Genomic DNA, 25,706 nt, shown 5'->3' with positions numbered 1-25,706 from the left:
ACGCCGCTGAGCGCCCACCGCGAGGCGGCGGACGCTCAGCGAAGGCGGACTACTTCGCCGCCCAGAAGACGTACACGGCGCCGTAGGGCACGGCGGTCGTCGAGCCGTCCGTGCAGGAGCCGGCCGGCGCGACGCCGCCCGACGTGTAGAGCCGGTTGATGTAGGCGGCCTTGCTCAGGATGCCCGAGCCGGTGTGGCTGTTCACGGTCAGCAGCAGCTCCGCGATCGTGCCCTTGCGCGGGCTCTCCGCCGTCTTGGTCGCGGTGACCAGCGAGCCGTCCCGCTCCGACTGCCAGCTCGGGCCGGCGAAGTGGTGGATCTTGCCGCCGGTGCCGACCAGCGCCGCCTCGGGCGTCGACGCGCCGGTGAAGACACCGCCCGTGCACTTGTACGTCTGCGTTCCCTTGGTCACCACGTACGCCCCGATCGGCCGCGAGCCCTTCGGCGGGCGGATCGCCGACGGGATGCCGGGGATGCCGACCTGACGGGCGTCGGCGCCGCTGGCCACCGGCGCGGCCACGGAGACCTCCGCGGCGTTCGCCTGGTAGGTGACCGCACCGATGGTGGCGACGACGCCGGCCATGCCGACCACGGCCAGGGCGCGGATTCTGGAACGCGACGTGTTGAGCATTCGGGGTCTCCTCCGTTAGCGCGGCAGGTTCCTGCCGTCCACAACCGGGGGACACGATGCAGGGCGCCGAACAGATCGACGCGCACGCCAACCTTGCCCCTAAGTACCGAAGGTACTGGACAATCGGCTATTACCGATGGGTAGACGCCACAGGATCATACCCGGGCCGAGGCGCGGCGGCGAGCCACGTACCGGAAAGCGAGCCCGGCCGCGACGACCAGGACGGCCGCGCCCAGCGCGACCGGCACGCCGCCCGGCATCCCCCCGGATTCCGCGGCCGGCCCGGCGGCACCGGCGGCACCGGACGGCGGAGCCGGCACCGGGCCGGCCGGCCCGGAGGCCACGGCGAAGGAGTACGACCCCTGCACGGTGTGCCCGTCCACCGACACGACCCGGTACGCCACCGTGTACGCCCCCTCACCCAGCGGGGCGGTGAACGTCACCGTGCCCTTCGCGCCGTCGACGACCGGCGCCGACGCCGGCACTCGCCGCTTCGCGCCGTCGCTGACCACGATCGTGGTGAACCGCGGGTTCAGCCGCTGGAGGAACGTCAGCGCCACCCTGTCCGGCGGCTCGGCCAGCGTCGCGTCCCGGGCCGGCTCGGCCGCGACGAGCTGGTTGTGGGCCCGGGCCGGCGTGCCGGGGAGCAGCACGGCCAGCACCGCCGCGAGCGCGAGCAGCAGGCGCCTCACGCCAGCACCTGCTCGCCGATCCAGCCGCCCTCGGCGCAGCCGGGCGGCACGGCGAAGACCGCGGAACCGATCGGGGTGATCCATTCGTTGAGCAGGTCCTTCTCGGCGAGGCGCCGCTGGATGGGCAGGAACTGGCGGACGAGGTCGCGCTGGTACGCGGCGAAGATCAGCCCGGCGTCGGGCCGGCCACCCGCGTCCGGCACGCCGTCGTAGTTGTACGGGCGCCGCAGGATCTTCAGCGCCGGGTCGGTGACGTGCGCGCGGGTGACGTGCGAGAAGTCCGGCATCGCCGGCAGCCCCGACGGGTCGAGGGCGGCGAAATCCGGCTCGTCGTGCTCATCCTGCCCGCTCAGCGGCGCCCCGGTGGCCAGCCGCCGCCCGGTGGCGCTCTCCTTGTCGGCCACGGCGAGCAGATCCCACTTCTCGATCTCGGCACGGATCCGGCGTACGACCAGAGTGGACGAACCGTCGGCGTTCCACACGGCGCCCTCGAGCTCGGCGCCGCGCGGATTGGCGGTGCCGTCGAGCTGGCCGAGCACATTGCGCTGGGTGTGCCCGGGTGCCTGCACGCCGGGGCTGCGCCGGAAGCCCTGCTGGACCCACCGTACGGCGGCGAAGGGCCGCGCGTCCTTGATCAGCATCCGCTGGGTGTGCGCCACCGTCAGCGGGTCGTCCGCGCAGATCTGCAGCAGCAGGTCCCCGCCCGACCAGCGCCGCTCCAGCCGGTCGATGGCGAACCGGGGCAGGTCCGCGACCGGGGCGGGCAGCCCGGCCGAGGTGTAGAGGCCGGGGCCGAAGCCGAACGTGACGGTCAGCCGCGCGGGCAGCACCGCCAGCGTCGCGTCGGTGTCACCGAGCGCGGGCACGCCCCGGGTCAGCCGCGCGGCGTCGTCGCTGAGCAGGCGCAGCATCCGGCCCAGCGCCCGCCGGTCCGTGCCCGCGGCGAGGGTGAAGGCGACGAACGCGGCGTGCGCGGGCGGTTCGTCGGTGATCCCCGACTGCCGGGGTCCGTGGAACGGCACGGTGGCCGTACCCGTGTCGTCCGGCGGGGTCGCCGCGGCCGGGACCGCGCGGTCCGGACCGCCGGCGACGACGGCGGCGGCGACCGCACCGGCCCCCGCGACCGCACCGCCGGCGAGCAGACGCCTGCGCGTCGTCACTTCGCGGTGCCCGGCATGCCGGAGGCGGGCATGTGCATGCCCGGGTCGTAGCTCTCCCCCGCCCCGGCGAACGGCTTGGCGATGGCGGTGAACGGCACGGTCGTGCCGTCGGCCAGGGTCAGGGTGAACGCGACCTCGTCGCCGGCCTCGATCGCCTCGGCCGGCTTCATGAGCATCAGGTGGTCGCCGCCGGGGCCGAGCTCGTGGGTGCCGCGGGCCTTGATGACGAAGCCGCCCTCCTTGGGTCGCATCACCATCTTGCCGTCCTTCATCGCCATCTCGTGCAGTTCCAGCGGCGACGCCGGCGACTGCGCCCCGGCGACCGTGATGTCGGCGTCGGTGTCGTTGACCAGTACGCCGAACGCCGCGGTCATCTCCCCCGCCCTGCCGGCCTTCACCCACGGGTCGCGCACGGTGAGCTTCTGCGCCACGGCACTCGCCGAGGGGTGGGACGTGGGGGTCGCCCCGGCGGGCTCGCCGCTGCCGCCGCACCCGGAGAGGCCGAACACGGCCAGCGCGGCGGACAGGGCGATCGTCGCGGCCTGAGTCTTCTGCATCGTTTCCGTTCCTTCGGTCGGTCGTCAGCGCGTAGGTCGCGGTGCCGGCCGGCGAAGTTCCACCGGGTCCGGAATTTCCGGCGGGGATCCCGGGTACGCGGGCACCTCGGCGATGGAATATCGGATGCGCCGGCCGCGGGCCGGTGCCTACGGTGGCCCGATGTCCATCCAAGCCGCGCGCGCCGCCGATGTTCTCACCCAGCTCTCCGCCGAGGTCCGCCTGCTCACCCTCGCCGAGCTGGTCCGCCGCGGCCGGGACGGTGCCAGCGTGGGCGAGCTGCGGTACGCCATGGACCTGCCGCTGGCCAAGGTCGGCGACGCCTGCGCCCGGCTCGTCGCGCTCGGGCTGGCCACCGGCTCGGGCAACGGGTTCTACCGGGCGCGGCTCGAGGGGCTGCGCGAGGCGGCCGCCGCGGTCGACCGGCAGCAGCCCATCGCCGCGTTGCTCGCCGAGTATCCGCAGCTGCGGGGCAACTTCTCGCACGGGCGGCTGACCAGCATGCCGCCGACCCTCGGCGAGCGCTACGGGCTGCTGGGTGAGCTGCTCATGCGGTTCCTGGCCCTCGACGGGCTGTACGACGAGGACGAGATCAACCGCCGGCTCGCCGAGGTCACCGGCGACGTCGCCGCCGTACGCCGGATGCTGGTCGACACGGGCTGGCTGGAGCGTGACCGGGCCGGCACCACGTACGGGCCGGGCCGCGCGGTGCCGCAGGGCGCTCCCGCCGCACGCTGAGCGACCTCGCCACCGGGCGACCTCCGGGCACGCGAGGGCGCCGGCGGCTGACGATCGTCCCGGCCCGGCGGGGATGAACATCGATGGCGGCTGACCGCTCGGCCGGTGTCGGACCGTCGACGCCCTGGTTACCGTCCGGAAAGGGCACCGGCTGCAACGGGGTAGCCGCGCGGGGGGCCCATCGCTGAGGAGCGCTCGATGACCTCTTCCCGCAATGCCCGGCGTGCCGTCCTGGCCGGGCTCACCGCGATGCTCACCCTCGCCGCGGCCGGGGTGCCGGCGTACGCCGACCGTCCGATCAAGCGGCCCCGGCCGGTCGCCGGCTCGCACGCCGGCACCGCCGGCCTCAAGACCTTCGCCACCCAGATCAGCCAGGCCCGGGTGGCACCGTACGGCTCGGTCGCCGCCGGCGAGTATTCCGAGGCCCTGGCCGATCTGAGAGGGCTGCGCGGGACGTCCGGTCCGTGGCACGAGGTGACGAACCAGCCGTACGACGCCGACGACCCGCGCTACCGGGACCCGGTGTACTCCAACTCGGGCAGCGGCTGGGGCACCGTGGCCGGCCGCGTCACCGGGCTGGCCGCCGGCCGCGGCCACGTGTGGGCCGGCGGGGCGAACGGCGGCGTCTTCCGCAAGAACCTGACCGCGCGGCACGCGGCCTGGCAGCCGATGTCCGACCGGATCCTCGCGCTGTCCACCGGGGACCTCGTCTACGACGAGCGGGCCGACACGCTCTGGTACGCCACCGGCGAGGCCAACACCGGCGCCACCACCTACACCGGCGCGGGCGTCTACCGGCTGCGCAACCCGCGCTCGGGCGCCTTCACCGACGCCGACCGGGTCGGCGGGGACGAGCTCGAGTCGCGCGGCATCAACCAGCTCAAGTTCGACGGCCACGGCACGGTGTACGCGGCCACGACCCGCGGCCTGTGGCGGCACTCCACCGACCGCGCCCGGCACCGCGAACCGTGGCAGCTGGTGCTGATGCCCAATCCCGCCTCGGACACCGACATCACCAGGCCGTACGACAACATCGTCAACGACGTGCTGATCCCGCCGCGGGACCGGGGCCGGACCGTGCTGGCCAACGCGGCGTGGCGGTCCGGGGCGGCGTACAACGGCTACTACCTGTCGACCGCCGGGGGCGCCGCGGGCAGCTTCGCCCGTACCCCGCTGACCGGTCTCGACGACGCCGACGTGGGCAATGCGGAGTTCGCGGTCTCCCGCGACGGCGGCCGTTTCTACCTGGTGCAGGAGAGCCCGGCCGGCCTCGCCGCCGGCACCACCGCGCTCAAGGGCGTCTTCACGGCGAGCGCCGTGCGGGGGCCGTGGACGCTGGTCGCCGACTCGCCGAAGCTGGAGGGTTCCGGCTCCGCGATCGGCGTCGACCAGAGCTACCCGGTGGGCGTCCAGGCCTGGTACAACAACTTCGTCGAGGTCGATCCGGGCGATCCGCGGCACTTCTACGTCGGCCTCGAGGAGGTCTACGAGACCGAGGACGGCGGCGCGACCTGGAAGACCGTCGGGCCGTACTGGAACCTGGGGTTCGACTGCTACGACCCGGCGCAGGCCGACGGCGGCTGCCCGGCCACGACCCACCCGGACCAGCACTCGATCGCGGTCTCCGGCGGCCGGGTGCTGATCGGCAACGACGGCGGCGTCTACGCCCGCCCGCTCGCCCCCGGCCGCAGCACCGAGGACGCCGCCGGGCACGCCACCGACTGGACCAACCACAACGCCGGCCTGCGTACGCTGCAGTACTACTCGGCCGGCACCGGCCGGGACCCGGACCGTCGCGGCTTCGCGGTGGCCGGCGGATTGCAGGACAACGGCGGTTCGCTGCTGCGCGCCGGCGCCCGCAAGCAGGTCAGCCCGTTCGGCGGCGACGGCGGCGACATCGTCGTCAACCCCCGCAACGGCTGCCAGATCCTCAACGAGTACACGTTCCTGGTGCTGTGGACGACCCGCACCTGCGGCGTCAGCGACGGCTCCACCAGCGCGATCTTCGACGTCAGCGTCCCCGACGTGAACGCGCGCTTCACGGCCCCGTTCCGGGTCGTGCGCGGCTCCCGCAACACCGGCGACGGCGCGAGCGAGCGCTGGGTGGCGGGCGGCAACTCGTTCTGGCGGCACGACTACGGGTTCAGCTACACGCCGGCGCAGGCGGCGGCCGACCCGGCTCGCGGGTGGAAGCCGCTGCACGCCCTCGACGCCACCGGCGAGCGGCTGATCGTCGGCATGGACGCCGTGGCGGACCCGGCCCGGCCGGCCGATCCGGCCCGGGACACGTACATCGCCTCGTGGTGCGGGCAGACCAACTGCAACAGCGCGGGCTTCACCCGGGGAGTCGTCACGAACTGGGGCGGCGCGTGGACCGAACTGGACCTCGGCGGCCTGCCGGACCGGTTCCCCAGCAACGTGATCTTCGACCCGGCCGACCGTACGAATGCGACGGTCCTCCTGGTCTTCAACGGCTTCAACCGGCGCTTCGTCGAGGGGCCGGGCGCGGGCGTCAAGCACGTCTACCGCGGGAGGCTGAGCAGGACCTCGACCGGCGTCTCGGTGCGGTGGACGGACCTGTCGGCGGGCTTCCCGGACGTCCCGGCCACCGACGTGGTGACCGTGGGCGACCGCCTGGTGGTGAGCACCGACCTCGGGGTCCTGGTCGCCGACCGGCACGCCACCGCGGGCACGGTCCGCTGGCGCCGGGTCGGCCCGCCGCCCGGCACGACGCGGTCGGCGCTGCCGCTGACGGCCGTGTTCGACCTGCACGTCAGCCGCGACGGTCACCTGTACGCCGCGACGCACGGCCGCGGCATCTGGAGGACGCCGCTGGCGCTCCTCTGAGTCCGCCCTACGCCGGGCGGGCCGCCGGCTGGAAGAGCTCGATGAGGTTGCCGACCGGGTCGGCGAGCAGGATCTGCCGCCCGCCCGGCCCGGACACCAGGTCGCTGCGGAAGGACAGGCCGGCGCCGCCCAGCCGGTCGATCTCGGCGTCCAGGTCGTCCACGATCAGGTGGATGCGGTTGTACCCCGGCCCGCCGGCGTCCGGTGGCGTGGCTCGCGCCCCGGAGCTGGCCGGGCCGGACAGCAGCAGGCGCAGCGGCCCGCGGACCACGTCGGCGAACGCCGGCGCGGCACTCGTCCGCAGCTCGAAGCCGAGGTGGGTGGTGTAGAAGTCGACGGCCGCCTGCACGTCGTCGACCAGGTAGCGGACGGCAGCGGACTGCTCGGGAGCGCTCACGGTCGGACCTCCTCGCCGCCGACGTTACCCGGGTCCGCGGGATTCCGGGTCCGGCTCGCCATGATCAAGATCGAGCTAGGATCGGGCATGGACTCTCGCCGTGACGCCGTCGCAGCCCTGCTCGCCGACCCGGCGGCCGCCCCGATCCGCCGCTCGCTGGAGTTCTACTACGGCAACCCCGCGCAGGACGCGGCCATGGACGCCTTCTACGCGAGCCTGGTCCGCCCCGGCGACCTGGTCTTCGACGTCGGCGCGCACGTCGGCGACCGGATCGGCAGCTTCCGCCGGCTCGGCGCCCGGGTCGTGGCGGTGGAGCCGCAGCCGCTGTGCGTCCGCGCCATCCGCGAGATCTACGCCGGCGACGACGCGGTGACCTGCGTCGAGGCGGTGTGCGGCGCCGACGAGACGACGGTGACGTTCCACGTGAACTCGGCGAACCCCACCGTGTCCACGGCGTCGGCGGAGTTCGTCCGGGCCGCGGACGGCGCGCAGGGCTGGCAGGACCAGGTCTGGGACGAGCGGTTCGACGTGCTGTCGGTGACGCTGGACGGGCTGATCGCGGCGTACGGGACGCCGGCCTTCGTCAAGATCGATGTCGAGGGCTTCGAGGACGCCGTCCTGGCGGGACTCGGCTCGGCCGTACCCGCGCTGTCGTTCGAATTCACCACCATCGGGCGCGCGGTGGCGCAGCGGTGCCTGGACCGGGCCGCCGCCCTGGGGTTCACCCGCTACAACGTCTCCATGGGCGAGCGCATGCGCCTCGACCTCGACGAATGGGTGCCGGTCGAGGCGATGGCGGCCCACCTTCGGGAGCTGCCGCACGAGGCGAACGCGGGCGACGTCTACTGCCTGCGCTGACCGCCGGGCGATTCATCGACGTCACGGTATGGATTCATTTGGAAACACGTGGTTAACATGATGAATCCTTCTCGCGTTCGTGCGGCCCGGAAGGGACACCGCCCATGCACCGACGCCTCCCGCGCCTGCGCGCGGTTCTGACCGCCTCCCTGCTACTGACCGCCACCGTCACTGTGGCACCGATCACCACCGGCCCCGCCGCCGCCGCGTACGTGGGCAACGACTACTGCCTCGGCGAGTGCTCCGACATCCTGCCGCCCGGGCAGAACGGCGACGCCGACCTCGTCCAGATCCTCGCCCACCAGGCGTTCGGCGTCATGCCGCCGCACTCCGGGGACCAGCTCGGCCGCTACGCCGACCTGGTGAACCAGTACACCGGGCTGACCGGCCAGCAGCTGTCCGCGTTCTTCAACGACAGCTCCTTCGGCGTGGCGCCCGGTGACGTCGAACGCAGCTACCAGCCCCGCTCCGACGTCACCGTGGTGCGGGACCGGGCGCTGGGCGTACCGCACATCACCGGGACGACCCGGGCCGGCACGATGTTCGGGGCCGGCTACGCGGGCGCCGAGGACCGGCTCTTCCTCATGGACCTGATGCGGCACGTGGCGCGCGGGGAGCTGACCCCGTTCGCCGGCGGCGCCGAGCCCAACCGGGCGCTCGAGCAGAGCGTGTGGCGCAACTCCCCCTACACCGAGGCGGACCTCCAGGCCCAGATCGACACCCTGCGGACCTCCGGTACGCGCGGCGCCCAGCTCTACGCCGACGTGGAGGCGTACATCGCGGGGATCAACGACTACATCGACGACTGCATGGCGGCCCGCGACTGCCCCGGCGAGTACGTCCTCACCGGACACCTCGACGCGATCACCAACGCCGGCGGCCCCGAGGACTTCCGGCCCACCGACCTGATCGCCGTCGCCGGGGTCATCGGCGGGCTGTTCGGCGGGGGCGGCGGCACCGAGATGCAGTCCGCGCTCGTCCGCGTCGCCGCGCGCGCCAAGTACGGCGCCACCGCCGGGGACGCGGTCTGGACGGCGTTCCGCTCCCAGAACGACCCGGAGGCGGTGCTGACCCTCCACGACGGACAGGTCTTCCCGTACGCGGCGGACAACCGCAACGCCGCCGGGGTGGCCATGCCCGATGCCGGCACCGCCGAGCCCGAGGACCTCGTCTACGACCGCACCGGGTCAGCGGCGTCCGCGACCGCCACCGCCAGAGGCCGCAGCGCCATCGCCGACTCCCTCGGCAACCTCACCCTCGACAGCAGCCACCGCGGCATGTCCAACGCCGCCGTGGTCTCGGCGGCGCACTCGGCCACCGGCCACCCGGTCGCCGTCTTCGGGCCGCAGACCGGCTACTTCGCCCCGCAGCTGCTCATGCTCCAGGAGTTGCAGGGCCCGGGGATCAGCAGCCGGGGCGTCGCCTTCTCCGGCCTCAACCTCTACACCCTGCTGGGCCGCGGGCCGGACTACGCGTGGAGCGCCACCTCGTCGGTCCAGGACATCACCGACACCTACGCGGCCGAGCTGTGCGAGCCGGACGGGCGCACGCCGACCACGGCCTCGACCCACTACCTGTTCCACGGTCAGTGCCTCGCCATGGAGGCGCTGTCCAAGTCGAACGCGTGGAAGCCCACCACCGCCGATTCCACGCCCGCCGGGGCGTACCGGCTCACGATGCTGCGCACCCGGTACGGGCTGGTGTCGTGGCGGGGCCTGTCCGGCGGCAAGCCGGTCGCGTTCACCAGCCTGCGCTCGACGTACCGCCACGAGGCCGACTCGGCGATCGGCTTCCAGATGTTCAACGAACCCGATCAGATGGGTACGCCGGCAGCGTTCACGAACTCGGCGGCGCAGATCTCGTTCGCGTTCAACTGGTTCTACGTCAACTCCGAGCACGCCGCGTACTTCATGTCGGGCGCGAACCCGGTGCGTCCCGCCGGCGCCGACCCGAACCTGCCGACGTGGGGGCGGCCCGCGTACGAGTGGTCCGGCTGGGACCCGGGCAGCAACGTCGCCACGTACCAACCGGCCGCCGCCCACCCGCAGGCGGTCGACCAGGACTACTTCGTGAGCTGGAACAACAAGCAGGCGGCCGGGTTCTCCGCGGCCGACGGCAACTTCAGCTTCGGCGCCGTGCAGCGCGCCGACCTGCTCGACAAGCCGATCCGGGCGGACCTCGCGGCCGGACGCCGCTACGACCGGGCCGGGCTGCTCAGCGTCGTGGAGTCGGCCGGCACCACCGACCTGCGCGGCGCCGAGGTGCTCGACGACCTCCTGCGGGTCGTCGACAGCGCGGCGGTCACCGAACCCGCGCAGGCCGCCGCGGTCGCGAAGCTGCGCGCCTGGCGGGACCGGGGTTCGCACCGGGTCGAGACCGCCAAGGGCAGCAAGGCGTACCAGGACGCCGACGCCATCCGGATCTTCGACGCGTGGTGGCCGAGGCTGGTCGGGGCGCAGTTCGAGGGCCCGCTCGGCGACGACCTCTACCAGGCCCTGGTGAACACGCTGCAGATCAACGAGTCGCCGTCCGGCGGCCAGCAGGGCCGGCTCTCCGACCTGCCCACCTCGGCGAACGAGGCGCAGACCCACAAGGGCTCCGCGTTCCAGTACGGCTGGTGGGGCTACGTCGAGAAGGACCTGCGGGCCGTGCTGGGCGACAGCGTGGCGCAGTGGCCGCGCACGTACTGCGGGGGCGGGAACCTGGCCGCCTGCCGTACCGCCCTGCTGACCAGCCTCACGGCCGCCCTGGCCGAGCCGGCCACCACCACGTATCCCGGCGACGCGCACTGCGCCGCGGGCGACCAGTGGTGCGCCGACGCCATCCTCCAGTCACCGCTGGGCGGCATCAACCACCCGCTGATCAGCTGGCAGAACCGGCCCACGTACCAGCAGGTCGTCTCGTTCCCCGCGAAGCGCGGCGACGACCTGAGCAACCTGGCGGCGGGACGGGCGGCCACCGCGTCGAGCACGCAGGCCGGGCATCCCGCCTCGCACGCCGTCGACGGCAACCTCGGCACCCGCTGGGCCAGCTCCTGGTCCGACAACCAGTGGCTGCGCATCGACCTGGGCAGCAGCCGGCCGGTCGCCCGCATGGTCATCCGATGGGAGGACGCGTACGCGAGCGCGTACCGGACAGAGGTCTCGCCGGACGGCACCACCTGGACCCAGGTCGCCGCCGTGACCGGCGCGAACGGCGGCACCGACACGGTCACCTTCCCGGCGGTCACGGCACGCTACGTCCGGCTCACCGGCCAGACCCGGGCGACCTCGTACGGATTCTCCGCGTACGAGGTGGAGCTGTACTCGCACTGAATCACCGGCCCGCATCCGCTCACGGGACCGAGCGGATGCGGGTCACCAGCACCGAACCCAGCACGGTGACCACGGAGACGGCCAGGTACAGGGCCGGATAACCACCCAGGTACGCCACGATCGGGAAGGCCAGCGCCGGGCCGAGCACCTGCGGCGCGGAGTTCGCGATGTTGATGATCCCCAGGTCCCGCGCCCGGTCCCGGGCCGCCGGCAGCACCTGGGTGATCAGCGCCTGGTCGACCGAGAGGTAGACCCCGAAGCCCAGCCCCAGCACGCCGGCGGCGATGATCGCTCCCGGCCACGTCGGCCAGAGGGCCAGCAGCGCGGTCGCGGCGGCCATCACGTAGCCGGAGATGATGACCGACGGCTTGCGACGCCCGGTACGGTCCGAGATCACGCCGCCGGCCACCACGGTCAGCAGCGTCGCCGCGGTGTTGACCAGCACCAGCACCAGCAGCCCCTGCTCCGCGTCGGGGTGATGCACCCGGTCGCGCAGGAAGTACAGCAGGTACAGCGTGGCCATCGCGTTGCCGAGCTGCACCAGGAAGCGGGTGACCCAGGCCCACGCGAAGTCCGGGGCGTCGCGCGGGCGGAACCGGAACGCGGCCGGCACCGACCGCGGGGTGAACCGCGGGGCAAGCTCCGGCGGCACCGCCGGGTCTCGGGTGAACAGCACGAACGGCGCGGCGGCGAGCACGACCAGCACCCCGGTCAGCAGATACCCGCTGGTGGTGCCGGTGACCACCACCGTCACCAGCACGACGCCGAGCACCACCCCGAACGACTGGGCCAGGCCCACCCAGCCGGAGACCAGTCCGCGCTGGCGCACCGGCGTACGGTCCGGCACGATCGCGGTGATCCCGGCCTGGAGCATGTTGAGGCCGCCCTGCACGAGGCACCAGCACAGCGCCAGGCCGAGCAGGGTGTGCCGGCCGGACAGCAGGGCCAGCCCGGCGAGACCGGTCAGGGCGCCGACCGCCGTCCACGTGTGCCGCCGGCCGGTGCGCGCCGTGGTCGCGTCCGACAGCGCGCCGGCGATCGGGCCCGCGAGCACGGCGACCAGCGCGCCCAGACCGGTGATGACGCCGAGCGCGGTCGTCTTGTCGTCGCCGGCCACCTCCTCCACCTGGTTGGGCAGCAGCACCTGCAACGGCGCGTAGTAGCCGACCCAGAGACCGAGGTTCACCAGCGCCAGCAGGGCTATCCAGCGGCCGCCCACGCGGGGCGGTTCCGCGTACGCGGTCACCGCCGGCCGGAGAGGACGGCGCGCAACCAGGCGAAGGAGTCCTTGGGCGTACGCCGCTGGGTGTCGAAGTCGACCCGGACGAGGCCGAACCGCTGGCTGTAGCCCTCGGCCCACTCGAAGTTGTCGAGCAGCGACCAGACGAAATAGCCGCGCACGTCGACGCCCTCGGTGATCGCCGCGTGCAGGGCGCGCAGGTGCCCGTCGAGATAGTCGATACGCGCCCCGTCGTGCACCCGCCCGTCGGGAGCCGGGATGTCCACGGTGGAGCAGCCGTTCTCGGTGACGTAGATCGGCGGTAGGGCGCCGGCATACCGGTCGCGCAGGCCGGTGAGCACCTCGCGCAGCCCGTCCGGCACCACCGGCCAGCCGAACGCGGTCTGCGGCACGCCCTCGATGCCGACGGTCTCGAACGGCATCGGTCCGCCGTCCGCCGCCTTGATCCGGGTCGGGTTGTAGTAGTTCAGCCCGAGCGCGTCCAGCGGGGTCGCGATGACGTCCAGGTCACCGTCCCGCACGAGACCGGCGTCGGAGAGCGCGGCGGCGAACGGCGGATACTCCCCGCGCAGCACCGGGTCGAGGAAAAGCCGGTTGTGGAAGCCGTCGTACACCGCGGCGGCGGCCACGTCCGCCTCGCCGTCCGAGGCCGGCCACACCGGGGTGCAGTTGTTGGTGATCATCACCTCGGCGGCGCCGCGGGCGCGCAGGGCCCGTACGGCCAGCCCGTGGCCCAGCAGCAGGTGGTGCGCCGCCGGCAGCGCGTCCATCAGCAGCTCGCGTCCCGGGGCGTGGGTGCCGAACGCGTACCCCTGCGCCAGGTGCACGATCGGCTCGTTGAGGGTGATCCAGCGCGCGACCCGGTCGCCCAGCCGGTCGGCGACCACGGCGGCGTACTCGGCGAAGCGCTCAGCCGTGTCCCGGGCCAGCCAGCCGCCGGCATCCTCCAGCGCCTGCGGCAGATCCCAGTGGAACAGCGTCGGGACCGGCACGATCCCCCGGACCAGCAGCCCGTCCACCAACCGGTCGTAGAAGTCGAGGCCCCTGCCGTTCACCGGCCCGGCGCCGTCGGGCCGCACCCGCGGCCAGGCGATCGAGAACCGGTACGCGCCGACGCCCAGCTCCGCGAGCAGCTCGACGTCCTCCTCCCACCGATGGTAGTGGTCGCAGGCGATGTCGCCGGTGTCCCCGTCGCGGACCCGCCCCGGACTGTGGCTGAACGTGTCCCAGATCGAGGCGCCGCGGCCGTCCTCGTGCACCGCACCCTCGATCTGGTACGCCGCGGTGGACACACCCCACAGGAAGTCGGGCGGGAAACTCGGCAGGGCGACCACGGCGCCTCCTCGAAGATGAGTTCGGCTCAGATTAACCGAAACGGCGCCCGCGGGGACTCCGTGACGCTCCGGACGAGGACCGCGCACCCGAAGGCCGTCACGGCGAACACCAGCGGCCCGGCGACCGAGTCGGTCCGCATACCGCCCACGACCGCCCCGGCCGCCGCGAACGCCAGGGAAACCCACGCCGGAAGCGCCCCGTCACCCGCCGGGGCGACGGACGGGACCAGCCGCACGGCGAGCCGGTACCAGAAGCACCCCAGCAGCGTGGCGCCCAGCACGTCGCTGGGCCGGTGGTCGTACAGCGCCTGCACCGCCCCGGCCGTCAGGGCCAGCCACACCAGGCCGGCCGTGAGCACGTACGGACGCGACCGAGGCCCCGCGACGAGGGCGGCACCGAGGGTCAGCGCCGCCGGAACGGCCGCATGCCCGCTCGGAAAGGACGCCGCGGTGAGCATGTCCGGCGCACCCACCAGCTCGGGCCGGGGCAGGACGGCCTTGGCGAGCACCTCGACGCTCCCGACCGTGGCCACCACGACCGCCGCGCCCACCAGGCCCGCTACCCACCGCCGCCGCACCAGCGCCACCCCCATCAGGACGACGAGGCCGGCGACCACGGTGGGCGTGACGGTGACGTCCATCGGCGGCAGGGCGAACGAGCCGTACGCCTTCCCCGACCACCCCCACGACCACGCCTGCTCACCGCCGGGCCCGCCCATCAGGGCGTTCTCGGCCCGCTGCCCGAACGGCGTGCAGACGGCGAGAAGGTAGACCGCCGCGAACGCGGCGGCATACCACCATGCGGGGATCGCCCGTCGCGCCCGCCGCGGCGTGGCCGTCTGTTCGGTCATGCGGCCATTCAACCCGCCCGCTTCAAGACCCTGCGGCGGGCCGGGCTCAGCCGATGCGGCCGACGCCGCCGAACAGGTAGACCTCCGGTTCGGTGGAATCCGGGTCGGGACGCCAGCGGGAGCAGGTCACGACGCCGGGCTCCAGCAACTCCAGCCCGTCGAAGAAGCGTTCGAGCTCGACCCTCGTCCGGGCCCGGATCGGGGTGCCGCCACGCTCGGTGGTCTCCCGCATCACGCGCAGCATCGGCTCGCCGTGGATCTCCGCGGTGGAGTGGGTGAGCACCAGACAGCTACCGGCGGGCATCGCCTGCACCAACTGCGCGACCGAGCCGTACGCCACCTCGTCGTCCATCAGGTGATTGACGACCCCGAGGAGCATCAGCCCGATCGGCTGCGAAAAATCGAGCGTCTCCCGCGCCACGGTCAGTATGGTTTGCGGCTCCCGCAGATCGGCCTCGACGTAGTCGCAGCTGCCCTCCGGCGTGCCGGACAGCAGCGCCCGCGCATGGGCCATGACGAGCGGGTCGTTGTCGATGTAGACGACCCGGCAGTACGGGTCGAGGGCCTGCGCCACCTCGTGCGTGTTGTCCGCCGTGGGAAGCCCGGTGCCGATGTCGAGGAACTGCCGGATCCCGGCGTCCTCGACCAGAAACCTGACCACCCGTTTGAGGAACGCGCGCTCGGCTCTCGCCCCGATCGGGATGTCCGGGATGTGCGCGATCACCTGGTCCCCGGCGGCCCGATCGACCTCGAAGTTGTCCTTGCCCCCGAGCCAGTAGTTCCAGATCCGCGCCGAGTGCGGAACGGTGGTGTCGAGTTTGGACTCTGAGGGGAACGCCCGATCCTCGGTCATGGAGGCATTCTTCCGCGCCGTGGGGGTCGTCGTGCAAGGGGGTCACGACGGCCGGCGAGCGACGTCCCGCCACCTGCCCTGATCGCTCAGCGGATCGGGAGCGCCCGCCGGACCGCGTCCACAAGGGAGTCCGGGCCGGTGTTGAAGGCCAGCCGCGACTCGGGCGCATGCGTACGCACGATGCCGATCAGCTTCTCGAACAGCGGCGTCAGGGACGGCTCGAGGCGTACGCCCGCGCCGATCACGATGACGTCGAAGACTCCGCCGTTCAGGGTGTCGCGCAACGCCGCCTCCGCGCCTTCGCCGCGGTCGAGCAGACAACTGTCGAAGTCCAGCCCCATCCCGGCCAGTTCGGCCGCGGCCCGTTCGATCCCGGCACGCACCTGCGCCGCGTCGACGGCCGGGAACGCCTCGCTCGGCGCACCGGGATCGCCGACGACGCTCGGATCCAGGCCCACGTTGAGCACGGTGGACCGGCCGAGCGCGGCGATCAGCCCCGGCCGCGACGGCGCCCAGCCGAGGGCGTCGCGAGTGGCCCGGCCGGAGACGGGGTTGTCGAGGCCCGCGAGACCGGCCAGCGTCCCGAAGTGCCGGGCGTCGACCCCGGCGACGGGCACGTGCAGACGCCCGGCGATCGCCTCCGCGATGTCGCGCATCGCGATGCCCTCCTCGGCGACGGCATGGAGGCGGGCGCCCGGCGGCGCGGACTCGAGGGCGAGCCGGTAGAGGCGGGCGGCGTCGCGCGCATCGACGGCCGGCCAGCGGTTGCCGCCGTCGCCCGGGCACCCGGACACGCCGGTGGCGCGGGCGACGGCGATCAGGCCCGAGACCGCGCCGTACCGGCCGCTCTCGTGCACGGCGGGCGGCAGGCGGACCACCGCGGCCCGGACGCCGCTGGAGGCGTACGCGAGCAGGGCGTTCTCGGCCTCGCCGGGCAGGGCGATCTCCTCGGTGAGCACGCCGGTGAAGCCGGCGAGCGCCGGGGCGGCGGTCGTGCCCGTACCGATGAAGGGTCTGCCGGTGTTGATCAGGGCCGTGCCGATGGCCCGGATCGCGTTCAGGTCGGTCTCCGCGGCGTGCGGGCCGCCGAGATGGATGACGCCGTCGGCGCTGCTCAGATCCTCCGCACCGGCCCGGTCGGTCACGGTGTGCCCGGCGGCCAGGAGCTCCGAGATCACGGCCGGGGCGAGGGTCCCTCCGGTCACGAGGACGTGCACAGGTCAGGCCTCCCTTGATTTCAGTTACTGCAATCAAGGGAGCGCCGCGATTTCAGAACCTGCAATCACTAGGCTGGTACGCATGCCGCGCTGGGAACCGAACGCCGCCGGACGCCTCCAGCAGGCCGCCATCGACCTCTTCACCGCCCAGGGCTACGAGCGGACCACCGTCGCCGAGATCGCGGCCCGTGCCGGCGTCACCGAGCGCACGTTCTTCAACCACTTCAGCCACAAGCGCGACGTCCTCTTCGGTCCGAACTCCGACCGCCTCACCCGGGTCACCGCCCGGGAGATCGCCGCGAGCCCCGCCGGCACCACGCCGCTGACGGCGGTCCTCCACGGCCTCCGGGCCGCGGCCGGCGAGGTCCTCGACGGCCTTCAGGAACCGGCCGCCCGCCGCCGCGGAATCATCGAAGCCACCCCCGAACTCCAGGAACGCGAGGAAAGCAAGCGAGCGGCCCTCGCGGCGGCCATGGCCGGCGCCCTCCGCGACCGCGGCGTCGACGACACCACCGCCCGCCTGGCCGCGGGCATCGGCCTGCTCGTCCACCAGACCGCCGAACACCGCTGGACCGAACCCGGCGCGCCGGACTCGCTGCCCACCCTCCTCACCGAGGCGATGACCGCCCTCCGCACGATCATCGACACCTGACGCCGGCCATCCCGATCGAAGCCCGCGGCAGTCAGCGGTACGGCAGATAGCGCGTGGTCCGCGACCACCGCGGCCACAGGGGAATCGGCAGGCAGGCGGCCAGGCCGTCGTATCCGGTCTCGGACTCCGCCGACCCGTCCGGCATCGTCACCGTGACCCGCGAACGCCGGTACGCGAAGACCTCCGTCACCCGACCGGCGACCACCGACCCGACCACCTCCCGCAGGAACGCGAGATCGACCGATTCCCACCGGCCGCCCAGGGTGCCGGCCTCCAGCACGATCCCGTCCCCCAGCTCACTCCACACGATCGGGAGGGCACCGGCCCGACGCGGCGTCACCCGGACGGTGAGACCGTCGGAAGACCGGCCGATCTCGACGTCGGCGACGCCCTGCAACTCGACGGCGAGCCGGCCCGCCAGCTCTTCACTCTCGTAGGACATGAAACCCACCCCCGGCCCGGGTCACCCACCGCGGTGGTATGGCCGGCATGGGGATGTGCGCATCGGCTCGGGGCGTGGGCCTTCGCCCGTTACAGGAGGGTGACGCCTTTTCGAGGCCCCGGTGCCCTCCCTGGGCCGGCTCGGCGCCTGACCGGACGGGTCAGCGGCGCACCCGGTAGCGCAGGTGGAGCACCCGGTTGCCCGGGAGCACCACGTCGGGGTCCTCCAGCAGGTGCTGGGCGTCGACCGAGCCGAAGTAGCGCCTGCCGGAGCCGAGCACCACGGGCACGACGTCCATGCGTACCTCGTCGACCAGGCCCGCCGCGAGGACCTGGCCGCCGACGTCCCCGGCGGCGACCTCGACCGTGCGGTCGCCCGCGAGCTGCTGTGCCCTGGTCACGGCCGCCTCGATGCCGTCGGCGAAGTGGAACGGCGCCGCGGGGTCCCAGCCCTCGGGCGCCGGGCGGTGCGTCACGACGACCACGTGGTCGATGCCGCTCGGCGGCTGCCCGTCCCAGCCGTCGGTCAGGTCGAAGACGTGGCGCCCGCAGATGGTCACCCCGATCTCGTCCCAGTACGGCCGGAGGTAGTCGTAGGACGTCTGCGACACCTTCACCGCGCCGGAATCGTCGAGCGGGACGTCGCCGCTGGACAGCCACTCGAACAGCGGACCGGGCTGGTCGTTGTCGTCGGCGACGAAACCGTCCACCGACACCGAGCCGTACATGACCACCCTGCCCACGGCTTTCTCCTCTGCTTCCGGGATCCTCAAACTAGCGGCATCGGGGCGCGACCCGAGCGGAGAACACGCCCCGGGATCGGTACTGTCGGGTGATGTCGCCCGAGTCCGTCGCCAGCCGGCTCGCCGCGGGCGATGGTGTCCGAGCGGTGTTCCTCAGCCTGGTGCGCGACGGTGTTCCCCCGGATGCCGCCGCGACAGCCGTCTGTGTCGCGGCCGGCTCCCGCCGCGAGGACGCGGTCGAGCGCCTCGGGCAATTCGCGGGCCTGTGGGAGGAGCTTCGTCCCGGCGAGGAGGCGGACGGCATCGACCTGCTCATCGCGCAGGGCTGTTTCGAGCCGGACGCGGACCTCGACGATCGGCGGCGGGAGGCTCGCGACCACCTGCGCGCGGCGCTGAGCTCGGTCACGGGAATTCCGAGCGGTGCCGCGGCCTCGTTGAGCAACCGGCTCCGCACCGGGCGTCTCGTCGACGCGCACCTCCAGCTCGAGCGCCTGGGCGGCCGGCGGTGGCCGGACAACGCCCGCTTCTGGGCGGCGCTGCGCCGAGCCGGTGAGCTCCTCGGGCTCGGGGCGGACCCAGGCCGGCCTCAGTCGCCGGAGGCGCCCCAGAAGTAGATCTCGGCCGGTCGGCCGGCGTCGTCGTGCAGCACCGCGCAGCGACCGAACCAGCGCCGCTCCGCCAGGCCCTCGATGCGGTCGACGTGGGCCCGGGTCAGGCTGGCCAGGCCCACTCCCGCGCTCCGTAGCGCTTCCGCCTCGGTGACCGGCTCGACCGTGCAGTAATCGGGGTTCTCGCCCGGGCGCACAATCTCGTGCATGTCGAGGATGGAGTGGGTTCCGGACTCCCGCACCAACTCGGAGCTCCACAGCTCCTCCTCGGTCCGCGGCCGGTTCGGGAAGTCCATCGCCGACTTGCCGAACTCGCACGGCTCGGCCCACCAGTAGTCGCCCTCCGCGAAGACCCTCGCGCGCAACTCTCGCAGCGCCTTGCCCAGATCGGGCTGATACTCCACGTGGTAGTCCCAACCGGATGCACCCACGGCACTCTCCTCGTCCCCGGAAACGTCGACCACGACATCGAAGCACCGGGGTACGACATTTAGCGGTTGCCCCGGGCACTTAGCATGACCCGATGAATCTGCGACGATCCCTGTCGGTCCTGGTCGCGCTGGTGGCCGTGCTGACGATGGCCCCGTCCCCCGCCCACGCCGCTCCCACGGTCGGCGGCACGCTGAAGTTCGGGTGGCGCGGGGTGGAGTTCTTCGCGGCGTCCGGGATCGCCAACGACCTGCGCGGGTTCACCGCCGAGGACGGCACGCTGTCCGTCTACGACACGGGCCGCGACATCGCCATCGACCCCGACATCGCCTACAAGTGCACGAAGACGCAGGGCCAGGACATCATCGTCGTCTGTAAGTTCAACGCGTACCTGTTCTTCCAGCTCGGCGACCGGGACGACCGGATCCAGATCGGCGGGCCCATCCCGGTGAGCGTGCAGGGCGGCAGCGGCAACGACCAGCTCGACGCCAACGGCCAGAAGGCACCGGCCTCGCTGTACGGCCAGCAGGGCGACGACCGGCTCTGGGGCGGCCCGGCCGGCGACTACCTCGACGTCGGTGCCGGCGACCGCACCAAGCAGTCCATCGTGGACTACTGGACGGGCGACGACACGTGCAAGGGCGCGTTCGACTACTCCGTGGGATGCGACCGGTTCTGAGGTCGCGTCACAGCGTCAGTTCGGAGTCGTCGAAGCGGAATGAGCCGCGGGTGGTGAGCAGCCGGCGCTCGGCTGCCGGGAGGGCGGCGACCGGCAGGGTGAAGCCGCGCGGGTTCGCGCCCCAGGCCGGCCAGTTGTCCACCATGGCCAGGGTGGTGACCATGCTGCTCGGGTTGCCGTTCGCGGCGGGCGGGAAGAGCACCGCCGCCCGGGCCGGGAAGGCGACGACCAGCGCGGTCTCGTGGGCGTCGGTCCATCCGGCCGGCGAGCCGGCGAAGTTGGGTCCGGCCGCCGCCGCGGCGGCCACGATCGAGCGCAGCGCGTTGCCGGCCCGGCCGCCGCTGACCATGCCGGCCGGGCTGAGGATGTGCCAGCGGTAGGCGAACGCGACCGACCGCTCGGAGCCCAGCACGTCGCCGATCCGCGCCGGCCGCGCTCCGCCGGGCGCCGCCGGGTCGGGGACGGCCGCGAGGGTGGCGGCGGCCCCGGGGGTGTCCCACGGGGTGGCCAGGATGTCCCGGAGGCGGAGCCGGGCCATGTGCCACATCCGGCGGCGGAAGCCGTCGATCGTGCGGCCCGCCATGACGAAGCGGTAGAACCAGTGCCAGGACCGGAACACGTCGAACTCGGCGACGATCTGCTGCACCTGCTGCGGCACGCCCTCCTCCTGCGGGACGGCCGGCCGGGAGACGTACTTGCGGTCCTGGGTGGGCAGGAACAGGTTGCGGCCGTCCGTACCCCAGGGGTCGTCGATCTCGAGGCCGAACCGGCCGACGGCGCCGGTCCAGGCAGCGGGGTCCGCCGCCTGCAGATACGAGAGGTACGCCCACAGCTCGCCGTCGCGGACGTTCCAGGTAGGACGCGGCGGCTGCGGGGCGGCAGGAACCGCTATCGGCCCGGCGGTCCAGTGGCACGGGCCGAGCGACAGAAACGCGTTGTCCCAGCCGTTCACGCCGTCGAAGAAGCCGACCGCCTCCACCTCGGCGACCGCCCGGACCACCTTGAACGTGGACAGCTGCCGCCCCGCCCGCTCGCGATCGCCGGCCGCGGCGCCGGCGTCGTCGCGGAGCCGGACGAGGTCGCCGAGCGCCGGGGCCGCCGCGTCCGGCGCCGGGCGCGGCAGCAGGTTCTCCGGCAGCATCTCGCCCTCCGGATGCCAGGTGTGGCGTTCCGGCAGGGCGAGCGGGCCGTCGAAGCCGAGCGCCGTGGTCCACTCCCCGACCGGGTCGAGCTCGGGGTGCGCCGGCGACACGGGCGGGCGGACCGGCCGGGGCCAGGTGGCGGTGAGGTCGCGGGCGAACATCCGGGGCGCGCCCACCGGAAGGTCGGTGTGCAGCCACAGGTTGTCGGCGAACCCGCCGCCGGGAGCGACGTGCAGTCGATCGGGTACGCCGCCCGCCATGTCCCAGGCCTCGACGACGATCGGGCAGCGCCAGCCCTCGGCCAGCCACCGGTCGAGCACCATCCGGGTCCAGGCGTTGACCACCCCGGTCGCCTCGCGGGGGTAGCGCTCGTAGAACCAGGCCGGCTCCGGGCGCAGCCGGTCCGACCAGCGCGCCGACCGGACGACGGCGCCCTGCGCGTGGGCCGCCGCGGCGGTGCCGGCCGTGGCGCGGGTGACGGTCAGCTCCGGGGTGCCGAGCCCGCCGGTCACGGTGAGGATCTCGGCGTCGATCCGGACCGGGAAGGGTACGGCCGCCGGAAGGCCGTCGGTGGACGTGACCGGGACGGTGGTCCGCGCGTCGGTGATCCCCGCGGTGGTGGTGACCGTGCCGGCCGCCTCGACCGCGGCGCCGTGCAGGGCCGCGTACCGCTGGAATTCCTGGACCGCCCATCTGGTCCGGCGGTCGAAGGTGGTCGCGCCGTCGGGCGCGATCAGGAAGCCCAGCGTGCGAAGGTCGCGGTGCAGGTCGGCCACGTGGCTCGCGGCCGGCGCGCCGGGCTGTTGCTCGCCGCCGTAGCGCGCGGGGGCTCCCGCCGCCGGGTCCCGATCGCCCTCCCGCAGGTCGAAGCCGCCGTACGAGCCGGACGAGGGGCCGGCGATGACGGCGATCGCCCACCGCACGATCTGGCCCAGCTCCCGCGCCGCGTCCACCACGATCATCGCAGGTCCACCCACTCCCGGTCGCCGAACCGGACCCGGGTGATCGGGCTGCCGCCGCCCCGCAGCACGGTGATCATCGCGTCCATGTCCGCCTGGGTGCCGGGCTCGCGGATGAACCAGAGCGCGTACCGCGAGCCGGGCGGCAGATTCTCGGCGTCGCCGGTCGCGTCGGTGAGGTAGCCCCTGGCGAGCGCCCGCAGCTCGGCGGTGCTCTGCTGGTGGATCAGGTCGGACTTCAGCTCCAGCGCCTCCCACCGGCCGTCCACCTGATACCAGTCGTCGGAGACGGTGCAGCCGGAGACGACCTGGCGGATCTGCTTGCCCCGCAGCCAGACCGTACGGCGGAAGCCACGGCCGGGGATGAACAGCCATTCGGCGAGGGTGCCGCGGCGGCCGCTGATCGAGCCGGGGCTCAGGCCGTACTGGCGGCCCAGGGCGTCGAAGCGGTCGAGCATGGCGAGGCGGGTGGCGTGCGAGAGGCTCTTGGCGAACTTGCCGGCGCGGGCCGCCTCGAGCACCTGGTCGAGGTCGGCGCGGCCGTCCCGTTGCTCGGCCGTCAGGTGCGGATAGTTGCGTTCGATCTCCGCCCGGATGGTGCGCCACTGCACCAGCGACCGGTCTATCTTGAGGCTGTCCTTGGTGGCGGCCTGCCGGACGATCCGCTTGGCGGTGCCGATGCGCAGCCGGAACCGCCGGTCGTCGAGGGTCAGCAGCTCCTGGATCAGCGGGTCCCGCCGGGCCGGTTCGGCCGCCTCGATCAGCCCGGCCGTCCGTTCCCGGGCGTCCACCCGCGCCGGTCCCGGCCCGAACATGGTGTAGAGCTTCACCGCGAGCCTGGGCCCGTACGCCCGGCCGAACGCGACCGCGCGCGCGTCCTGGCCGATCGCCTCCCAGGCCTCACCGCCGGCGTTGCGGACCGCCGTGACCTGGGCCAGCTCGGGGTGGGCGAGCAGGCGCAGCAGCTCGATCTGCCGGTCCCCCGCGGCGGCCAGCACGTTGTCGACCTTCCTGGCGCCGAACGCCTCGGTCAGCCGGACCAGCCCGAGCGTGGCCACGTCGTCGAAGAGCACGTCCTCGGGGACCACGCCGCGCACCAGGGCGAGCTCGGCCGGGGTCGGCGCGCGCTCCGGCAGCGCCGAGGTCAGGAAGATCGTCCGGGCGCCGCCGGGCCGGGCGCCGACCAGCACCCCGGGCAGCGTGGCCGGCTCCAGCGTGCCCTCCCGCTCGGCGTGGAACTGCTCCAGGCGGGCCCGCGCCTCGGCGGAGACCGCGACCACGCCGGGACGGACCGGCCGGCAGGCCGGCGGCAGGCCGCCGCTGTCCGGGCTGAGGATGCCGATCATCGCGAGCCGCAGCTCCAGCTCGAACCGCGCCTTGGCGAACGGCTCGATCAGGGCGGGCACCCGGGCGTCCTCCGGCGGCAGCGTGTCCACCAGCTTGAGGAAGTCGGTCCACAGCGCCTGCGCGTCGGTCAGGTAGGTGGCCACCTGCTCCGGGGTCGCCCGCCCGGCCTCGATCTGGCGGAACCGGGTGGCGGCCAGCGCCCGGCGCGCCTCGAGCAGCTGGAGCCGGGTCGCGTCGATGCGCGGCTCCCCGGTCAGCCGCTCGGCGAAGGACGTGCCCAGCAGCCGGCCGATGCTCAGCGTCGCGGTCATCACGATCTGCTGGAGCGCCGCCGCGGCCGCCTCCTCGCCGGTGAGCAGCCGGCCGCGGTGCACCAGGCTCTGCAACTCGGCGAAGGCGAACAGGGACAGCTGCGCGACCGCCGTACGCCCGGCCACGAACGCGATCCGGGCCGCCGCCGTGTCCGCCCGGACGAGCTGCACGAACACGGTGGCGAAGCCGCGCTCGACCGCCTTGATCCCGCCCATCATGGCCGCGTTCCAGAACAGCTCCTCGGCGAACGAGGTGTGGCTGACCGAATCGGGGCCGAGCAGCAGCTCGTTGCCGGCCCGGACGGCCACGGTGAACCACAGGGCCTCGACGGCGAACGAGCCGATCGCCCCCACCGCCGCCGCCTCGGCCAGGGTCAGGCCGCCCGCCGCCGCGCCGGACGCGAGCGCGCCGCCGACCGCCGCGCCGGCCATTCCCGCGGTGAGGGCGGCGGCCGCGACCACCGCCGTGGCCAGCAGCGCCATCTTCACCGCGGTCTCGACGCCGATCACGGTGCCGAGTTCGTCCAGGTCGTCCTTGACCTGCCGGCGGCCCAGCAACTCGGCCAGCGCGGTGATGGCGGCGACCTGCGCGGTGGCCGCGGCCGCCATCCGGGCCGGGTCGTCCGGGTGGGTCCGGGCCGCGAACGCGTCCGAGAATCCGCGCAGCACGGCGTCGAGCTCGCCGAGATACCCGGTCACCCGGGCGGTCAGGTCGGGAAAGGCGATCACCTGGTCGACCCAGGCGGACACCTGCTCGCGGACGGTCAGCGCGGTCAGGGCGGCGTGCTGGATCTGCACCGTACGGATCAGGTCCTGCATCGCCTCCTCGAGGCCCGGTTCCCCGTTGTCCCGCATCGCCCGCGCCCGGCCGAGCGCGTCGTCCAGGTCGGCGCGCAGCGGCCAGGTGGTCACGTTCGGGCCGGCGTCGGCGGCGGTGCCGTGGTCCGCGCCGGTCGGCCCGCTCACCGGCCGGCCCAGCTGCGCCCGGAGCTCCCGCAGGCCGGACCAGGCGGCCGCGGCGTCGGTGATGCCGCCCTGCACCCCCCGAAGGTCGTCGAGGTAGCGATCGCGGACGAAGACCGGGAAGGCTGCCATCGCCCGGTCGGCGGCCACCAGGTGGACGCCGGCCGGCCCGCGCACCGGCGAGCGCAGCTCGGTGAGGATCGCCGCGCTGTAGAGCCGCCGGATCCGCGCCGTCTCGACGGCGATCACGTCGGCGAACGAGGGCAGGTAGCGCTCCGGGCGGGCCAGGTCGATCAGCTTGGCCACCACCGGGCCGGCCGTCACGACCATGGCGAACCCCGCGGTCACCCGGCTCTCCTCGACGGCGTACTCGATCATCGTCGGCGGCGCCGAGGCCGGATCGGGATCCGCCCGGGCGGCGGCGATGATCGAGCGGGCCGCGGCCAACTCCGGAGCGCCGAGGACCAGCGGCTCGAGCCAGAGGTCCATCAGGTCCAGCATCGCCGGGACGTCGAGCACCGGCGGGGGCTGTTCGGCGCGCAGGACCGGCGCCGGCTCCTCGACCGCGCCCAGCGCGCCGAGGATCGCGGTGACGATGTCGCCGGTCAGCGCCACGCGGGCTCCTCCGATCGCCGCGGTCCTCGGTCGCCGCCATCGTGGACGACCGCACCCCCATTCCACCAGCGACGTTCCGGCAGTTTCGTCAACCTGTCGGGGGCTTTCGGTCCGTCGGGGATTCGGGTTC

At 73.5% G+C, this 25,706-nt stretch carries 22 protein-coding genes; 7 read left to right on the top strand and 15 right to left on the bottom strand.

Features of this window, described 5'->3' with window-relative positions:
• Nucleotides 1-49: 49 nt before the first annotated feature.
• From CLV70_RS32520 to CLV70_RS32505, 4 genes are all read right to left on the bottom strand, one after another.
• Entirely contained in the window at nucleotides 50-631 is a 582-nt protein-coding gene (locus tag CLV70_RS32520; protein WP_106130452.1) for a DUF3455 domain-containing protein, read from the bottom strand.
• Between the two features lie 155 nt (nucleotides 632-786).
• Nucleotides 787-1,362 (bottom strand): copper resistance CopC family protein, encoded by a 576-nt coding sequence (locus CLV70_RS32515; protein WP_425440256.1) that lies wholly within the window; start codon nucleotides 1,360-1,362, stop codon nucleotides 787-789.
• A complete protein-coding gene (locus CLV70_RS32510; protein WP_106130450.1) occupies nucleotides 1,320-2,483 on the bottom strand; it encodes a Dyp-type peroxidase in 1,164 nt (387 codons plus the stop codon). The genes CLV70_RS32515 and CLV70_RS32510 overlap by 43 nt, the downstream gene beginning before the upstream one ends.
• Nucleotides 2,480-3,040 carry a copper chaperone PCu(A)C gene (locus tag CLV70_RS32505; protein ID WP_106130449.1) on the bottom strand — a complete coding sequence of 187 codons (561 nt, stop codon included), beginning with the start codon at nucleotides 3,038-3,040 and terminating at the stop codon, nucleotides 2,480-2,482. The genes CLV70_RS32510 and CLV70_RS32505 overlap by 4 nt, the downstream gene beginning before the upstream one ends.
• Nucleotides 3,041-3,200: 160 nt before the next feature.
• Between CLV70_RS32505 and CLV70_RS32500 the strand changes: the two genes are divergently transcribed.
• Together CLV70_RS32500 and CLV70_RS32495 are read left to right on the top strand one after the other, a co-directional pair.
• Nucleotides 3,201-3,776: a DUF2087 domain-containing protein gene (locus CLV70_RS32500; protein ID WP_106130448.1), complete on the top strand. Its 576-nt coding sequence runs from the start codon at nucleotides 3,201-3,203 to the stop codon at nucleotides 3,774-3,776.
• Nucleotides 3,777-3,974: 198 nt separating this feature from the next.
• Nucleotides 3,975-6,623 carry a glycosyl hydrolase gene (locus tag CLV70_RS32495; RefSeq protein ID WP_106130447.1) on the top strand — a complete coding sequence of 883 codons (2,649 nt, stop codon included), beginning with the start codon at nucleotides 3,975-3,977 and terminating at the stop codon, nucleotides 6,621-6,623.
• A gap of 7 nt (nucleotides 6,624-6,630) precedes the next feature.
• Here the strand turns inward: CLV70_RS32495 and CLV70_RS32490 are convergent, their stop codons facing one another.
• The gene (locus tag CLV70_RS32490) at nucleotides 6,631-7,020 is read right to left on the bottom strand and encodes a VOC family protein (protein ID WP_106130446.1); all 390 of its coding nucleotides are present in this window, start codon (nucleotides 7,018-7,020) and stop codon (nucleotides 6,631-6,633) included.
• Between the two features lie 87 nt (nucleotides 7,021-7,107).
• On the opposite strand from CLV70_RS32490, the gene CLV70_RS32485 reads away from it, so the two are divergent.
• Nucleotides 7,108-7,878, top strand: coding sequence for an FkbM family methyltransferase (locus tag CLV70_RS32485; protein WP_106130494.1), 771 nt, complete (start codon nucleotides 7,108-7,110; stop codon nucleotides 7,876-7,878).
• 104 nt (nucleotides 7,879-7,982) lie between these two features.
• Entirely contained in the window at nucleotides 7,983-11,192 is a 3,210-nt protein-coding gene (locus CLV70_RS32480; protein ID WP_106130445.1) for a penicillin acylase family protein, read from the top strand.
• 19 nt (nucleotides 11,193-11,211) lie between these two features.
• On the opposite strand, the gene CLV70_RS32475 is transcribed toward CLV70_RS32480, so the two are convergent.
• The 5 genes from CLV70_RS32475 to CLV70_RS32455 form a co-directional block, all read right to left on the bottom strand.
• Nucleotides 11,212-12,438: an MFS transporter gene (locus CLV70_RS32475; protein ID WP_106130444.1), complete on the bottom strand. Its 1,227-nt coding sequence runs from the start codon at nucleotides 12,436-12,438 to the stop codon at nucleotides 11,212-11,214.
• Complete coding sequence (locus tag CLV70_RS32470) at nucleotides 12,435-13,757, bottom strand: GH1 family beta-glucosidase (RefSeq protein WP_106130493.1); 1,323 nt, start codon at nucleotides 13,755-13,757, stop codon at nucleotides 12,435-12,437. Before CLV70_RS32470 ends, CLV70_RS32475 begins: the two co-directional genes overlap by 4 nt.
• A 35-nt stretch (nucleotides 13,758-13,792) precedes the next feature.
• Nucleotides 13,793-14,617, bottom strand: a complete 825-nt coding sequence (locus CLV70_RS32465; protein ID WP_106130443.1) for a phosphatase PAP2 family protein — start codon at nucleotides 14,615-14,617, stop codon at nucleotides 13,793-13,795.
• Nucleotides 14,618-14,663: 46 nt separating this feature from the next.
• Nucleotides 14,664-15,470: an SAM-dependent methyltransferase gene (locus CLV70_RS32460; protein ID WP_106130442.1), complete on the bottom strand. Its 807-nt coding sequence runs from the start codon at nucleotides 15,468-15,470 to the stop codon at nucleotides 14,664-14,666.
• Between the two features lie 86 nt (nucleotides 15,471-15,556).
• Nucleotides 15,557-16,687, bottom strand: coding sequence for a Rossmann-fold NAD(P)-binding domain-containing protein (locus CLV70_RS32455; RefSeq protein ID WP_211303977.1), 1,131 nt, complete (start codon nucleotides 16,685-16,687; stop codon nucleotides 15,557-15,559).
• An 82-nt stretch (nucleotides 16,688-16,769) separates the two neighbouring features.
• On the opposite strand from CLV70_RS32455, the gene CLV70_RS32450 reads away from it, so the two are divergent.
• Complete coding sequence (locus CLV70_RS32450) at nucleotides 16,770-17,339, top strand: TetR/AcrR family transcriptional regulator (protein ID WP_106130441.1); 570 nt, start codon at nucleotides 16,770-16,772, stop codon at nucleotides 17,337-17,339.
• A 31-nt stretch (nucleotides 17,340-17,370) separates the two neighbouring features.
• Here CLV70_RS32450 and CLV70_RS32445 read toward each other — a convergent pair whose 3' ends face one another.
• Together CLV70_RS32445 and CLV70_RS32440 are read right to left on the bottom strand one after the other, a co-directional pair.
• Entirely contained in the window at nucleotides 17,371-17,781 is a 411-nt protein-coding gene (locus CLV70_RS32445) for a hypothetical protein (RefSeq protein ID WP_146164240.1), read from the bottom strand.
• Between the two features lie 160 nt (nucleotides 17,782-17,941).
• On the bottom strand, nucleotides 17,942-18,523 hold the full coding sequence (locus CLV70_RS32440) for a dihydrofolate reductase family protein (protein ID WP_106130439.1): 582 nt from the start codon (nucleotides 18,521-18,523) through the stop codon (nucleotides 17,942-17,944).
• Nucleotides 18,524-18,615: 92 nt separating this feature from the next.
• Between CLV70_RS32440 and CLV70_RS32435 the strand changes: the two genes are divergently transcribed.
• Nucleotides 18,616-19,137, top strand: coding sequence for a hypothetical protein (locus CLV70_RS32435; protein ID WP_106130438.1), 522 nt, complete (start codon nucleotides 18,616-18,618; stop codon nucleotides 19,135-19,137).
• Here the strand turns inward: CLV70_RS32435 and CLV70_RS32430 are convergent.
• Complete coding sequence (locus tag CLV70_RS32430; RefSeq protein ID WP_106130492.1) at nucleotides 19,110-19,562, bottom strand: hypothetical protein; 453 nt, start codon at nucleotides 19,560-19,562, stop codon at nucleotides 19,110-19,112. The genes CLV70_RS32435 and CLV70_RS32430 overlap by 28 nt on opposite strands.
• 92 nt (nucleotides 19,563-19,654) lie before the next feature.
• Between CLV70_RS32430 and CLV70_RS32425 the strand changes: the two genes are divergently transcribed.
• On the top strand, nucleotides 19,655-20,239 hold the full coding sequence (locus tag CLV70_RS32425) for a hypothetical protein (RefSeq protein WP_106130437.1): 585 nt from the start codon (nucleotides 19,655-19,657) through the stop codon (nucleotides 20,237-20,239).
• 7 nt (nucleotides 20,240-20,246) lie between these two features.
• Here CLV70_RS32425 and CLV70_RS32420 read toward each other — a convergent pair whose 3' ends face one another.
• Nucleotides 20,247-22,343 (bottom strand): peptidoglycan-binding domain-containing protein, encoded by a 2,097-nt coding sequence (locus tag CLV70_RS32420; RefSeq protein WP_106130436.1) that lies wholly within the window; start codon nucleotides 22,341-22,343, stop codon nucleotides 20,247-20,249.
• A complete protein-coding gene (locus tag CLV70_RS39940; protein WP_158277873.1) occupies nucleotides 22,340-25,576 on the bottom strand; it encodes a hypothetical protein in 3,237 nt (1,078 codons plus the stop codon). Before CLV70_RS39940 ends, CLV70_RS32420 begins: the two co-directional genes overlap by 4 nt.
• Nucleotides 25,577-25,706: the final 130 nt, after the last annotated feature.

This window comes from Pseudosporangium ferrugineum (assembly GCF_003002065.1).
In the GTDB taxonomy this organism is placed as follows: domain Bacteria; phylum Actinomycetota; class Actinomycetes; order Mycobacteriales; family Micromonosporaceae; genus Actinoplanes; species Actinoplanes ferrugineus_A.
Note: the sequence above shows the minus strand (reverse complement) of the source record. Positions and strands in the feature narration are given on the sequence as shown.